The 13,245-nt window shown below is 68.4% G+C and carries 12 protein-coding genes; 6 read left to right on the forward strand and 6 right to left on the reverse strand.

All coding sequences use genetic code 11. The features are described 5' to 3' along the window. Positions 1 to 89: 89 nt before the first annotated feature. Positions 90 to 611, reverse strand: coding sequence for a PQQ-binding-like beta-propeller repeat protein (locus tag ABEA93_RS42300; protein ID WP_345675241.1), 522 nt, complete (start codon positions 609 to 611; stop codon positions 90 to 92). A 783-nt stretch (positions 612 to 1,394) separates the two neighbouring features. Further along, positions 1,395 to 1,940, reverse strand: coding sequence for an HD domain-containing protein (locus tag ABEA93_RS11070; RefSeq protein WP_345675242.1), 546 nt, complete (start codon positions 1,938 to 1,940; stop codon positions 1,395 to 1,397). A 902-nt stretch (positions 1,941 to 2,842) separates the two neighbouring features. Here ABEA93_RS11070 and ABEA93_RS11075 point away from each other — a divergent pair. Further along, on the forward strand, positions 2,843 to 3,349 hold the full coding sequence (locus tag ABEA93_RS11075; RefSeq protein WP_345675243.1) for a transposase: 507 nt from the start codon (positions 2,843 to 2,845) through the stop codon (positions 3,347 to 3,349). Positions 3,350 to 4,278: 929 nt separating this feature from the next. Beyond that, the gene (locus tag ABEA93_RS11080; protein WP_345675244.1) at positions 4,279 to 5,331 is read left to right on the forward strand and encodes a hypothetical protein; all 1,053 of its coding nucleotides are present in this window, start codon (positions 4,279 to 4,281) and stop codon (positions 5,329 to 5,331) included. 104 nt (positions 5,332 to 5,435) lie between these two features. On the opposite strand, the gene ABEA93_RS11085 is transcribed toward ABEA93_RS11080, so the two are convergent. The 4 genes from ABEA93_RS11085 to ABEA93_RS11100 all read right to left on the reverse strand — a co-directional run bounded on the left by ABEA93_RS11085 (position 5,436) and on the right by ABEA93_RS11100 (position 8,605). Then, positions 5,436 to 5,840, reverse strand: coding sequence for a hypothetical protein (locus ABEA93_RS11085; RefSeq protein WP_345675245.1), 405 nt, complete (start codon positions 5,838 to 5,840; stop codon positions 5,436 to 5,438). A 206-nt stretch (positions 5,841 to 6,046) separates the two neighbouring features. After that, on the reverse strand, positions 6,047 to 6,769 hold the full coding sequence (locus ABEA93_RS11090) for an alpha/beta fold hydrolase (RefSeq protein ID WP_345675246.1): 723 nt from the start codon (positions 6,767 to 6,769) through the stop codon (positions 6,047 to 6,049). A 278-nt stretch (positions 6,770 to 7,047) separates the two neighbouring features. Then, positions 7,048 to 7,698 carry a nuclear transport factor 2 family protein gene (locus ABEA93_RS11095; RefSeq protein WP_345675247.1) on the reverse strand — a complete coding sequence of 217 codons (651 nt, stop codon included), beginning with the start codon at positions 7,696 to 7,698 and terminating at the stop codon, positions 7,048 to 7,050. Between the two features lie 115 nt (positions 7,699 to 7,813). Further along, entirely contained in the window at positions 7,814 to 8,605 is a 792-nt protein-coding gene (locus ABEA93_RS11100) for an IclR family transcriptional regulator (protein WP_345675248.1), read from the reverse strand. A 178-nt stretch (positions 8,606 to 8,783) separates the two neighbouring features. On the opposite strand from ABEA93_RS11100, the gene ABEA93_RS11105 reads away from it, so the two are divergent. The 4 genes from ABEA93_RS11105 (at position 8,784) to ABEA93_RS11120 (ending at position 13,003) form a co-directional block, all read left to right on the forward strand. After that, complete coding sequence (locus ABEA93_RS11105; RefSeq protein ID WP_345675249.1) at positions 8,784 to 9,731, forward strand: sugar phosphate isomerase/epimerase family protein; 948 nt, start codon at positions 8,784 to 8,786, stop codon at positions 9,729 to 9,731. Further along, entirely contained in the window at positions 9,728 to 10,546 is an 819-nt protein-coding gene (locus ABEA93_RS11110; RefSeq protein WP_345675250.1) for an SDR family NAD(P)-dependent oxidoreductase, read from the forward strand. The genes ABEA93_RS11105 and ABEA93_RS11110 overlap by 4 nt, the downstream gene beginning before the upstream one ends. Positions 10,547 to 10,675: 129 nt before the next feature. Continuing rightward, positions 10,676 to 11,368 (forward strand): alpha/beta fold hydrolase, encoded by a 693-nt coding sequence (locus tag ABEA93_RS11115; RefSeq protein ID WP_345675251.1) that lies wholly within the window; start codon positions 10,676 to 10,678, stop codon positions 11,366 to 11,368. A gap of 711 nt (positions 11,369 to 12,079) precedes the next feature. After that, positions 12,080 to 13,003 (forward strand): hypothetical protein, encoded by a 924-nt coding sequence (locus ABEA93_RS11120; RefSeq protein WP_345675252.1) that lies wholly within the window; start codon positions 12,080 to 12,082, stop codon positions 13,001 to 13,003. The last annotated feature ends 242 nt before the right edge of the window (positions 13,004 to 13,245 follow it).

The following is a 13,245-nucleotide window of genomic DNA, read 5'->3' on the forward strand; positions in this document are numbered from 1 at the left end:
ACGCATCCACACCGCAATCGGAGACATCCCGCCCCACGAACACGAGACCAACTACTACGCTCAACACCAGCCCCAACCGGCGGCTGGAGTCAACGCATAGAGCCTCCACCAATCCCGGAACGGTTCAGGGCTCCGGTCGAGGGATCGAGGGACGCAACCGCCCCCACGTAGTTGGCCGCGTCGTCGGCACGTTGGAGCGTGAGCGCGACGCTCTGCGGGGACGCCAGGACGTCGTGGACGTCCCAGTGGTCGTCGAGAGCCCCTGTTGGCGGCGACTGCCAAGTCCACAGCGGAGAGCCGGTGCGCAAGTCGTATGCGCACACGAATGAGCCGGCGCCGATCACCGCTTCCGTCTCGGTGGCGGAGAGGGCCATCTCCCACGGCGCGCCGACTCCCTTCAACTGTTGGGTCCACAAGACGGTGCCTTCGGCCAGGTCCACCGCCGAGACGCTGTCGCAGTCCCCGGACGCGCCCGCCCATCCGACCAAGCCGATCCCGTCGGCCGGTTTGGCCATCGAGTTGCAGATCGTCTTGAGCGTGGACGGCGGTGCGACCTCCCCATTGACCGCGCCTGTCGCCGGGTCGTACATGGTGACCCCGGATGCACGCACGACGAACACCTTGGAATTACCGGCCCAGCCGCCTCGCACGGCGTCTGATGCCGCACCGGTTCCGGCGCCGCCGACGGTCCATGCTTGCGCGAGACCGATGGTTGCCGGGCTGCTAACCCCTGCTGTTACAGCAGCAGTTGGACGGGTGGCTGATGCAGTCGGTGATGCCTTCGCGTGCTTGGTGTCCGAACCGGAGAAGGCGAACCATGCCCCCAGTCCCGCGACGACAGCCAGGGTGACCACAATGGCCAGAACCGTCAGTGGCTTACGCCGTGTCCTGGAGGGCTGCGGACCAGCCGGCCGAGGCGGGTATGCCGATTGTGCGCCAGTCCACGGATGGGACCCACCAGTCCCGTGCTCCGAAGACGGCCCGCCCTGGGAGGGATTAGGCGAAGGCGGGGGCCAGGATGCAGTCATGTGTCACTCTCGTTCCTACACGCGGAATAAGACTGATGCGTATGTCCATCCCCCCTGCGGACCATCGATCACTGTCGGGCAGAACCACCGCAACAGGTTGCCCATATGCGCATGCCTCCTGTGCTTTTCTGCATGATGGGTCAGCCCTTCCCGGGCGGCGAGGAAGTTCCGGCGAGGGCCGCGGCCGCCGGGCGACGACCCGCTACGCGGGGCCGCCGATGGCGAACCGGAACCCGCCGTAGCCCAGTGCGGCCCCGTGCACACGGGCATCGACCGGTTGGGTTCAAGGTGCACGGCATCCGGTTCGGACGGCCCCGGATCACCGTGCGGAACGAAGGTGCAACGACCGGCACTTGACTGACCGGATCACGCTGAGGCCAATCGGGACCCCACCCTTGCGGACGCGGCCAGGATCTCTGGCGCCGCACGCCGAATGAACCGGCCTACAACGCTGTCCGCTCCGTACCGGCCGACGATCTCGGATATTCGTTCGCGCGGCGTCGTCGGTTCGCCGTCCGGCGTGGTTGTCATGTCGCAATGAATCAAGGCATCCATGAGGTCACGCCGTTCGAAGTCGAACTCGGCGTTCAGTACGTCGGCCAAGCCGCGTTCCTCCGCTTCGAGCAGGGCACAGGAGTGGTGCGCCACAAGCCGCGCAACTCGCGGATCGGCGTGCGCAACATCGCGCAGATACCACCCGCCGTCGAGCTGGTGAAGGCCGCTCGTCACCAGCGTTGGCGAGTAGCCGACGTCGTGCAGGATGGCGGCCGCGTGCAGCAGTTCGGCGTCGTCTCCCAGGATGTGACTCAGCGACTCCGCACGCCGGGCAACTCCCTTGGAGTGCTCCCATCGGCGCGGCAATGGCTCGGCAAGAAGGTCCTCGGCCAGGCGATAGGCATCCGTCAGCTCCATACTTGCGAGACTACGGAGCCATGCGGCTCGGAGATATCCGATACGTGCGGTCTCGCAGGTACGCGATCCGTCGGCACTATCCGAGGCTTCGAGTCGTGTATCGAAAAGCACGTTCTCACCCGGGCCAGGTCCAGCATCGACAAAGCTCAGCCGGCCGGCCAACAGCCCGACGTCACACCGCCGCGACAGCTTGCGGGTGCGTCGCCTACAGGTCCGCGCTATCGGGGACGACACCCGCGTCGCCGGTGACGAGGCGGCCCGTTACGGGGAACCGGATCGACCTCATCCAGGCACCCAACTCCGACTGAGCCGCCTACACCCGCGTTTCCCACGTTGGCGTTGGCGTTGGCGTTGGCGCCTGATTACCCAGCCGACGCGACGTCTGCCGTCTGCCGCCCTCGCCCGGCCGTTCCATCGAGGCGATCGGTGGCGGGACTTCGGTTTCCCGAGCTGCGGCAGCGGGGCTTCGTAGCAGCCGACGGTCCCGGGAGCAGCGCCCCTGGAGCCTGGTGTGTGCTGTACGTTACGTTGCTTTGTTGGTCCTGGAGGTTCCTTCGGAATCACCTCGGTGTGTGGTCGCCGGCATCTGTGCGTGACGATCTTTGTCCGGGCGCCGCGGTGCTTCGATTCGGCCTCGCGTGTGCGGGGATCGCTCGGACCCGGAGGATCGGCCGCAGCCGATGGATCTGTCGGCCCCGTGCGTGCGGGGATTGCGTGCGGCGCAGACAGCGTCCGGGTAAATCCTGTGTGGGGTTACCACTACGGGTTTCGTCAGCCAGGGAGCTTGGTCGGTGGAACGACTCGGGCGCACCTCGGACGGTGACGTCTTGAATCGGTCTGGGTGACTCCTCCTTGGCTCGGCCGGGGAGGCCGGGTCCGCTATCGGCCCCTTCGTGAACAGAGTGTCGAACAGACCGGTGGAGACTTGCTGTTCGCGCCCACACAGCGGCTACACGACCAGCTGCGCGACCGCACCCGCTGCGGTCACGGACGCGCAGAGCGTCAAGACCCCGCGCAACGTCGACGAGACGGACCACGGCATCGACGCCGCAGAGAAGATCAAAGGTCGCCAGTGGCACATCGTCACCGACACCCTCGGCCTGCTGCTGGTGGCCTTGGGAACGGCGGCGTCGGTGCACGACTCCGCCGGCGGCAGGCAACTGCTGGACCAGCTCTCCGCGTCGCATTCGAGCGTGGCCCAAGTCTCGGTCGACGGCGGCCACAGCAACTTCGCGATCAACCACGGCGCACGGCTGCGGATCGACGTCGAAGTCGTCAAGCGGACCTCGCCGACCCGGTTCACGCCGTTGCCCAAACAGTGGGTCGTCGATTGCGCCTTCGGCGGGCTGACGCAGAACCGCCGCCTGGCCCGCGACTACGAAGCCCTGCCCAGAGATCCCGCGCGATGATCCACTCGGCCATGGCTGACAAAATGGCCCGCTCTCGGACAGGAGAATCCACGCTTACCTGGCGATACGAAACGGACCTGAACGCGATCTTCTTCTGAACGCTGCTCAGACGCCTTCTCAAGAGTCAACCTTTGCCCAGACCCCGGCCCCGTCCCGCTTGCCTGTAGGCGTCGGGGTTGGAGGTCGCTGGGCGGCTTGCTTCCTCGTGGCGTCGGATGCTTTCCTGCCGCCTTCGCGCCTCGTGCCTGGCGGCAGCGTCACGTTCTCTTTGGTCTCGCTTTGCAAGCTCTTCCGGTGAAAGCCCCGGTGGTTCGTACCGCTCCGGCCCGACGTCCTTGTTGGGTCCTGCGCCCGGGCTCCACGCCAGGTCGATGACGTCTTCACCCTTGGCCTTGCTCGTCCAAAATCCCATGCTGAAATGGTCGCCCCCCGGGCCACCGACGACGAATCCGTAGATCTACCGGATCGCCTTCCAGCGGCGTTTCGGGGCAGGCTGTTCGGGTGCCCGGCCGACCGGGTCGGGCCCGATCGCGGGAGAACTGCGCGGGTGGCCAGACATCGTGGCTTCTTGGGAGGACCTGAGCGGTCAGTAGCGGCTCAGTAGACAGGCCGACCACCGGCATGCACTCCTCCTTCAGCACCGCCGGGACTCGAACACGGGCTTGGATGCCGACCTGGGTAGCGGCTTCTGAACGTTGGCGCGTACTACTCCGACGCTTGGCTGGCCGAACAGGGCCTGGACATCACGCCGTTCGCCGCGACCCTCGACCACCTGCACGACACCGACGAATGGCGCGAACCGCACCCGTCCGCCTGAACGCCAAGGACACCCGTGACGCGATGGAACTGGCCAGCGCGCGAAGCCTCATGACATGGTGGTCGCCAGGCAGCGCAGATTTCGGGAACCGCAGAGGCGAGGACGTGCCACGTTGACCGAACCTTCACCGCCTCGCGAACACGATCTCCTCGGCAGGCTTGCGAACTCGACCCGACGTCGGCTGGCCCTTCGCATACGGCAGAGCGTCGCCACAACCGGGCGTGACAGGCTCGCCGGCAGCGCCCACCGGAGCCTGGGCACGTTCAACCCCGAAATGGACAGGCAATCGGCCCCGGACTGGGATGTCGTCGCAAGCAGGCTCGGCTCGGCGGTGCGCCGGATGGCCGAGGACGCCCGGCGCAACGAGTATGGCCCGGCCGGTGCGTCCGGTTCAGAAGGCCGGAGCAGAGATTGGGACACTACCCTCACCGAGGTCGACCGCCGCTACGCGCACGTCCGCGCATGCCTCAACCCCACATACGCTGGTCTCTTGCCCGGGATCGTCCAGCCCGTGATGAAGAAGATCGCGTCCTCGCTGATCGACGCCATCCCGCCGTCGCGCCGCGGGGACCCGCAGGTGGCGCAATGGGTGATCGGCGCGCTGGACACAGCCGTCGAGCGCCTTCCACAGCCCGACACCCGACAGTTGGAAGACGCCGTGCGCTTCCAGGTCGCCGCTGCGGCCGAGAGCATGCAGGGCCTGATCCTCTGGGATCACGCCAAGCGGGACGGCGTCCTGCACGCGCGCGCGTACGAACGGCACTTCGCCGCCGCCGCGGATCTCCTGCGGTCTTATGCCCGCGTCTCGGGCAACCAGCTCGGCGGCGCAGCGGCCGCCGCTCTGGCGGCCGAGATCAAACCGGCCGTCCGGGACCGTCAGGCAGGCGCTGAAGCGCTGACGACCACAGTCCCCGGGGAGAAGGCGAAGGCCGCTCGCACGGCGATGAGCCAGACGTGGTTCCGCGTGCCCCCGTCGCTCCTCCGGTTCATCGCACAACACCAGCCGACGACAATCGATGTCCCCGGTGCGAGGCTCGGGCCCGTCAACGCGAAGTCGGTCGCGTACCGACCGCCCGCCCCGGCGGAAGAGTCGCGCGCCGCGCCGGTGAACCGGGGAGCAGGACGCTTCCCCACCCGCGGCCAAGTCCGCGAACTCGGCCGATGATGTAGTGCGGGATCGCATCGTGGACGCGGCCGACTTCGCGTCGGCAGCGCAGCGGTGAGCACCAAAGCCCCGTCGCGGCCTTCGCCGCGTCACTCGACCGCGGCCTAGCCAAAACCGGCCAGGCCATCCCCCGGCTCGGCACCGCCGACGAGATCGCACAGGTCCAGCCAGACGCTGTGGTCCGGCGGCAGGGTGTACGCGTCCGTGGCCGGCGACGGCAGCTGACCCGGCTTGCCTCGAGGGCGGCGCTTCGGGCGTGATGTCGGCCGCGGGAACAACTCGGCGGGCAACGCGCCGACGAGGTCGCGCCCGGCCATCAGGCTGAAGGTCAGTTCCCTGAGGTAGTGCGTAAACCGCGGGAGCGGGGTGGGCCGTCGCTGCCCCCTGTTCCATACGGCTTCCAACCACGGCTCGGCCACTCCTTCGGCGTGCAGCCGTCTCATGGCCGGTACGACTTCTTGGTGGAATCGCCGGTAATCGAAGAGGTATATGCCGGAATCGACGATCATCTTGCCTGCCCGGACTGGTGGCCTGGTCGCGTGACGTTGAGGTGGGATCGACGGGTGCGGGTGGGATGTGGAGTCCGTCCGGGGGTCCGCGGCGCGCCAGGCCGCGGGCGGACGAGGTGGTGATCGTGGACGGGACGCTTTGCCCACCCCGGACCGCACCGCCGCGGCCTCCTCGAACAACTACCGCTTCTCCGCTCGGGCGAGCGTCACGGACGATGGGGAAGCGTCGCCAACCAGACGTCCAAGCGCCGGATGAACTCGTCGAAGTCCTCGCGGAATGCCGAATGGCCACGGCCGGTGAAGACGTCGACAGTCAGGCCTCGAGCGCGCAGTTCCTCGGCGTGGTCGGGGGTGATGAAGTCGCTGGGGTCCGAGGCAAGGACCAGGGACGGCATACCGGCCCGTTCCGGCGAGTAGTCGTAGGCGCCGCCGGGCACCAAGCCGGGAATTACCGCCGGGTCTGCCCGCCACATCGACTCCCACCGCAGCCGGATGTCGGTCTCCGGCCAGCTCGCGCCAAGGCGGGCCTTGAGTTCCCCGATGTCGGTCCATTCGAGCCACGAGTACCAGATCTTGGTGAACTCGTCCGCTGTGGCCGCGTCGAGCCGCCATGCCGGGTCGAGGTAGACCGCGGTGCGGGGCGCGAGGAGTTCCGCGGACATGCCCAGCACAAGCCCGCCGAGCGAGTGCCCGATCGCCAGGTCGGCGTGTTTGGGCAGCGTGTCGACGAGGTCCATCGCCCAGTCGAAGGGCGAGTACCTGCCGCGCGGACTCTCACCGTGTCCGCGGAGGTCGGGGGCAAGGACGTGGTAGCCGCGGTCGGCGAGAGCCGGCCCCAGTCGGTGCCAGGTGTGTGAGTCGCTGAAGAGTCCGTGCACGAGCAGGGCGTGCCGGGTGCCTGTGCCCCATTCCCTAACCCGCAGTTTCATATTTCTCCGTAGTGATCGTTTCGCGCGCCGGTCGGGCCTCGACGCCCCCACTGTCGTGACCCCTGGGACGTTGATCAACCTTGAGGTTCCGCCGGGCGAAAAGCATGCCCGGAGGCGGCGCTCGTCCTCCGGCGGCCAGGGCGTGGTGTCTGAGGGCACAGTCGCCTCGTCGCACCGATGTCGACTGCCGGTCATGGGGTAGGCAGTCGACATGCTCGGTTGGCGGCACGGCGACGAACTCTTGCGAGGAGCAGCCTCCGTCCCACAAGGGGAAGCGCTTACAGATACCTTCCAGGCCGCGCGGAACCCGCGAGCCATGCGTCCCCTTCGCGGTACAGCTGCTCGATCTCTGGGCCGCGTAGTCCGGGCAGTCCTTGGTGCACCCGATAGCCGGCCTGTTCCTGGAGGTAGGCCAAATGCCGGTAGCCGACCGGGAACCGGTCCAGGACGGCGGGGTCCAATCGCAGTTCGGCCCCCGGATCCACAGTGTCGAGGCGGTCACGGTCGTAGGCGGGCTGCCGACGTACGAGGCCCCACCTGCCGTCCCGGTGTTCCAGGAAATCGTAGAAGCGGCCGACGCAGGTGACGTCGACCAGCACGGTATCGATTTCGCCGCGCTGCTGGATCGACATACGGGTGTGCGCGATGGCGCGCGAGCCGTTGGACCGGCACGTGAATCCGCCGAGCGCGTGGATGATTTCCACACCGGCGTCGAAGCCGGCACGGCTCGCCTCCACGAAGTCCTCCGCAGGTCCCTGGAACCACGTTGCGGTCATCCAGGCGCCGGAGTGCCAGACTCCGCGAAACGCCTCCCAGTCCGCGGAATCCCGGTACAGCACCCAGCTTTCGAGCAGGTCCCGGATCTGCGCGTGATCCTCGCGTTCGCGGGCCGAGGCCGCGACCAGCCCACCGGTCGGTTCGGTGACCACACCGTCTCCTTGCGTTCGATTCCGTCCGATTGAGGCCGTCTCCGCGGGTTCCGGCCGTCGCCGAGTTCCGGCGCTCCCCATGCTGGGAGACAATCGGGCCAGTCGTCCGCGTCCGTTACCGCCGGGCGGAAGCGGCACCCGTCGGAGCCGAGCCGTCGACGGGCAGTCGGCGCGCGATGCCGAGCGCCGCCGCGCGCACGGCAGGCGTGTATCGGCGCAGGTCCGTCCCAGACCGGACCACGATCGCGAGCGCCGCCCGAAGGGTTCCGCCCGGGCCCAGAACCGGCGCCGCCACCGAGACCGCCCCCAGCGTCATCTCCTCCAACGAATACGCCACATGCTCCGAACGCACGCGGGCCAGCCCGCCGACAAGGCGGCCCGCCGCGGTGATCGTGTGTGGGGTGTACCTAGGCAGCCCCTCCTCGACGACACTGTGGGTCAGTTCGGGTTCGGACCAGGCCAGGATGACCTTGCCCACCCCTGTCGCGTGCAGCGGCAGCCGGCCGCCGACCTCGGTGACGGTTCCCACCGACCGAGGGCCCGAAAGGCTCTCCAGAATCAGTGCCTGCGCACCGTCCCGCACGGCGAGTTGCACGTTCTCGTGTGTCGCCTCGTACAGGTCCTGCATGAACGGCAGCGCACCCGTACGCAGGTCCCGTCGACGCGGTGCGAGCGAGCCGACTTCCCACAGGCGCAGCCCGACGTGGTACCGGCCGTCCGGCAGGCGCTCCAGCGCGCCCCACGCGACGAGCTCCGCGATGATGCGGTGCGCGGTGGCCATCGGCAGGCCGGCGCCGTCGGCAACCTCGGTCAGCGACAGGGACGGTGCCTCGACGGTGAAGGCTTCGAGTACGGCGAAGACGCGGTTGAGCGTGGTCCGTCCTGCGTCACGTGTGTTGCCTCCCACGGGATCCCTCCGATTGCGGCTCATCGCGACGGCCCCCGATCCGGGTATCGCCCAGGCCGCGGCCTCGTCGTCCACCGGGTGGAAGCACACCATGGCTCCGGCCGAGGGGATCCCGCAAGATCGTTGCAGTATCCGTCGGTCGCCGAATCATCGGACGGCCTGAGGAGAGAAGAACCCGATGTCGGCACGCCACGCAGCGCGCAGCGACGCGCAGCCACAATCCGGGCGGCGGTGGCGGGTGGGTGTGTACACCGTCTGCACCCCGCATCTGTCCCCGGCCGAGGTCGTCGAACAGGTCGCGCACTCGCCCGTACTGGCCGGCGTCGAGTGGCGTGTCACCGACGACCCGTGGTCGGGACCGCCGGACGAACCCGTGTCCTTCCTCGGCCGCAACGCCGCGACCCTGACCGCATGCGAGGACGGCGCGGACGAAGCCGCGCGGCTCGCGGGCGCGGCAGGGGTGGCAACGATCGCCTGGAATCCGTATCTGCGGGTGGGGGACCTCGACGGCGTCGAACAGCACGCCTCCCTCGCGGCGCGGGCGGCAGCGGGCGGGCTGCGGCTGCGGGCCGCGGAGTACATGTCCGGCGAGCCCGTGGACCAGGTCCTGCGCGACTCGCGCCGGTTCGTCGCGAGAGCCGGCGAAATCTGCGCGCGGCACGGCGTCCGGGTCCTGGTGGAGATGCATCAGCGCACCGTCTGCGCGAGTGCGTCGGCCGCGCGCCGACTGGTCGACGGATTGCCCCCGGAGCAGGTCGGCGTGATCTACGACATCGGGAACACCGTGATCGAGGGATACGAAGACCCTCGCGTCGCGACGGCGGTCCTCGGGCCCCACCTCGCCCACGTCCATCTCAAGAATGCGGCGTGGGAACGCACGGCTGCCGGCGCATGGCGCTCGCGATGGGTCCCCCTCGACGAAGGACAGGTCGATGTCCCGGCCTTCCTCGACCACTTGGACAGTATCGGCTACGCCGGCTGGGTCTCCCTGGAGGACCTGAGCACGCACCGACCCCCCGCGCAGACACTCCGCTACAACGAGGCGTTGCTGTCGGCCTGGCTCACGCACAACAGCATCACGCCGCCCGACGCCCGGCATTCCGACACCCCCGGTAGGCGCACATGAACTTCTCGGTCCCTTCCCGCACCGACCGCGGTGCCCGCGGTCCGCAGCCCCCGACCGGCCGCGTCGCCCTCGTCACCGGAGGCGGCGGCGCACTCGGCACGGCCGTCTCCCACCGACTGGCCGACGACGGGCACCACGTGGTCGTCGCCGACCTGGACCTTCCCGCGGCGGTGCGCACCGTCGAGGACATCGACGCGAGGCTCGGCCCGGGATCGGCGTCGGCGCAGCAGTTCGACGTAGGAGACCCGGACTCGGTCGCCGCACTCGTGCGCGACATCGCCGCGAACACCGGGCGGATCGACATGCTGATCAACAACGCGGCCGTGCAGCGGCGCGGTGGCTTGGACGAACTGGACGTCGAGGACTGGGACCTCGTCATGGCGGTCAACGTACGCGGCCCGTTCCTCCTGGCCAAGGCGATACGTCCGCTGTGGGAGCGGCAGGGTGGTGGCAGTGTCGTCAATGTGTCCTCGCGCGTGTGGGTCGCGGGCGGGCCACCCGCCTACACGACGTCGAAGGCGGCCCTGGTGGGGCTGACCCGGTCACTCGCGCGCGAACTCGGCCCGATCGGAGTGGTCGCCAACGCCGTTGCCCCGGGATTCCTGGCGACCCCGTTCACCGTCGCCGGACGCGGTTCCGACGAGGTGGATGCGCTCATCGAGGGGCAAGCATCGCTGGCCCCTCTGGGCCGGGTCGGCACCGTGGGCGAAGTCGCCGACGCGATCGCCTTCCTGGTGTCCGATCGGGCGACCTTCATCACCGGCGAAGTGCTGCACGTGTGCGGCGGCGGACAGCTCGCACCCGTCGCGCAGTGAACCGGATGCCCGGGGTTCCACCGGGCGGAACCCGGGCGTGGGCGGTGGCAGGGAACGTGGACAAGGCTGCTGATGCACGAACACATGGCAGGACGGCCGTCCGGTCGCGGCAAGGCGAAAGGGAGCATCGTGAGTGAACTGCACGTCGAGGAATGGGGATCGGGGAACCGCGACGCGGTGCTCGTCCACGGACTTTCGGCCGACTCGTCGTCATGGTGGCGGATCGGGCCGGAGCTGGCCGACCGGGGGTTCCACGTACGGGCAGTCGACCTGCGCGGCCACGGCCGGAGCCCACGCGGCACGTACAGCCGCGACGCGTGGGCCGACGACCTGCTGGCCGCGGTGCCGCCGGAGCCCGCGCTGGCCGTTGGCCATTCGCTCGGTGCCGTGGTGCTGTCGCTGGCCGTCGAACGCCTCCGACCGAGTCGCGCGGTCTACCTCGACCCGCCGTGGAAGCCCGTGGCGGGCAGCACCTACGGCGAGGGCATGCCCATGTTCGTCGCGTTGAAGGACTGGTCCCTCGACGACATCGCCAAGGCCCATCCGTTGTGGGATCCGCAGGCGTGGAGCCACCGCCAGGAGGCGCTGCGCCGATGGGACCCGGAAACCACGGCGATGCACGACCTGGAACGCACCACGTGGCCGAAGCGGGCGGCAGTGCCGTCACTGGTCCTCGCCGCGGACCCGAGCCCCTTGGTGACCGAGGCTCGCGCTGAACGGCTGGTGCACGCCGGCTTCGAAGTCGTCACCGTCGAACGCGCGGGCCACTGGATACACGAGGACGATCCCGACGCCGTCCTTGCCCTGCTCGACCGGCAGTGAGGCTCGCCGCAAGCCGCTGGTGTGGCACACCCCTGAACGGCTACCGGGTCACGGGGTGGCGCCGACTGACAGCTAAGCTGCACGTCAAGAAGTGTCGGCCCGGTAAGCGCGGGGATCGCTCGCAGCGGTCTCTGCCCGACAAGCGCAGAGCGCCGTCGGCCCTGTAGGCGTGGGATCGCTCCTTTTGTCACACAGGGGTTGCTGTGACGAAGGCCTGGCCCGCAGATGCGGGGATCGTTCGTCCCCGATCCTGCGTCTCCTACAGAAGAACGCGTTGGCCCCGCAGAGGCGGGGATTGCTCCAGCGCAGGCCACGGATCGCTGTCCGGGACCTTGCCGGCCCTGTAGACACGGGGGTCGCTTGCGCGCTTTGCGCGCGCTGCGGTTGGGCGACCGCTGCACGCGCGATGCTTGCTGATCGGTCGGGCCAGGACGGCGGCGTTCACGGCGGATCCGGAGCTGTCGCGCCTGACATGGATACCCCGGGAGTGGGTGCCGAGCACGCCGTTTCGGCGTTACTCGGCCCGAGAACTTGTGGGTAGAACCAACACTCACTATGTTGGCAACACCAACACTGATGCTTCGTATCTTGCCGCGAAGACCGATCAGTGACCCCGGCGTTCCCAGACGGCCGACATCAGTCGCAGCCGACTTCAGACCTTCTGCCAAGGGGATCTACGTGCCATCTCTCCCCCACTTCATGCGAGTACGCGTGCGTACCACGTTCGTCATCTGCGCTGTTGTCGGCGCACTGTTCGCCGCCCTCGCCACCACATCACTCGCGCCGACCGAGGCGGCGGCCAACGCCGACGCGGACATGGCGAAGTATCTCGGATACTGGAACTACGACCAGCCGAACGAACTGACGCTCAACAACGTCTCGGTCTTGGCCTGCCCGGATGGGACCGGGGCGTGCGACCGTACGTTGCCGCTGCCGTTGCGGGTACCTCAAGTCGGTTGGGAGCTCTTCACACCAGGCCCCCATGGCACGGTCAACGGGACGAGCGATCAGGGCTGCACCTGGAACTTCAAGGTCACGCGGACCGGCCTGGAACTGTCGTCCACCACCCAGCAGTGCTTCAACCCGGCTGTTGGGTCGGTAGGCAACCTCACGAAGTGGAACGTACAGGTCAAGGGCAATCGAGAGACCGAGCAGATCACCGCCATCAGCCACCAGCCCAACGGCGTTGATCTCATTGGCACGATGAAGACCGGCTCCCGTACCAAGGTGGTGCCGGGCCGGGACGGCGGGAAGTTCATCCACGGCTTCGTCGGCGACTACACCCGTACTCCCGCGGACATGCACTCTCTTGTCAATGTGGCCGTCACCGACCAGGGCATGGCTTACCCGGCACAGGACGCACTTCACATCACCGCCGACCGCGCGGCCAAGGGTCGGATCAACGCGCGCACTGCGGACGGCTGCAACTGGTCGTTCAGCGTGCGTGGCAACACCGCCGAGCTCGACCCCGCCACACAAACCTGCCACACCGCCACCGGCGATCTGACCCTCGTGTACTGGGCAATGGCCACCGACGACGGCCGGCACGTCAACGACTTCCTGCATGGAACCATCACCAGGCCCGGGATGCCGACCAGCAACGTCTACCTGTACAGCGGCATGCTTGCGCGCTGACTTGCCACACCGACGAGCCCGACAGCGCGTGTGAGGTACCAGCGGTCGACGCCGGAGACGACACAGGACAGGTCGTCACCGGCGTCGTCTGCTGCCGGCACCACCGCGACCGCGCAACCGTCACCACCAACGGTGCAGCGCCCCATTCATGCTGCGGCGCCGGCCGAGCCGGCAACCGGGCCGTAAAAGCCACAGTCCACTGATCCAATCACCCGCGGCGATTCCGGAAACGGGAGAGCCGT

It is taken from the genome of Yinghuangia aomiensis (genome assembly GCF_039542225.1).
GTDB classification, from domain to species: Bacteria; Actinomycetota; Actinomycetes; order Streptomycetales; family Streptomycetaceae; genus Yinghuangia; species Yinghuangia aomiensis.